Source organism: Streptomyces sp. URMC 126, assembly GCF_051386555.1.
Taxonomy (GTDB): domain Bacteria; phylum Actinomycetota; class Actinomycetes; order Streptomycetales; family Streptomycetaceae; genus Streptomyces.
This window is the reverse complement of the sequence record NZ_JBPQTX010000830.1, coordinates 1-277: the sequence shown is the minus strand read 5'-3', so window position 1 is coordinate 277 and position 277 is coordinate 1. Positions and strand designations below refer to the sequence as shown.

1 protein-coding gene is annotated in these 277 nt (G+C 75.1%); it reads left to right on the top strand.

The annotated features are described in order from the left end of the window. On the top strand, window positions 1-277 hold a 277-nt coding region (locus tag ACSNOK_RS34115; RefSeq protein ID WP_436784612.1), incomplete at both ends, for a thioesterase II family protein.

Genomic DNA, 277 nt, shown 5'->3' with positions numbered 1-277 from the left:
CGGGCGAGCGCGCCCGAGATCACCCTGGTCTGCGTCCCGTACGGCGGCGGCGCCGCGACGGCCTACCAGCCGCTCGCCGAACGCCTCTCCCCGCGCATGGAGCTGTGGGCCGTGGGGCTGCCGGGCCATGACCCGACGGACGCCGACAGCACCCTGCTGACCTGGGACGAGGCCGCCGAGCGGATCGTCGCGGAGATCGGCGAGTCGGTCACCGGGCCGTTCGCCCTCTACGGCCACTGCGCCGGCTCCACGCTCACCACGCTGGTCGCCGACAAGC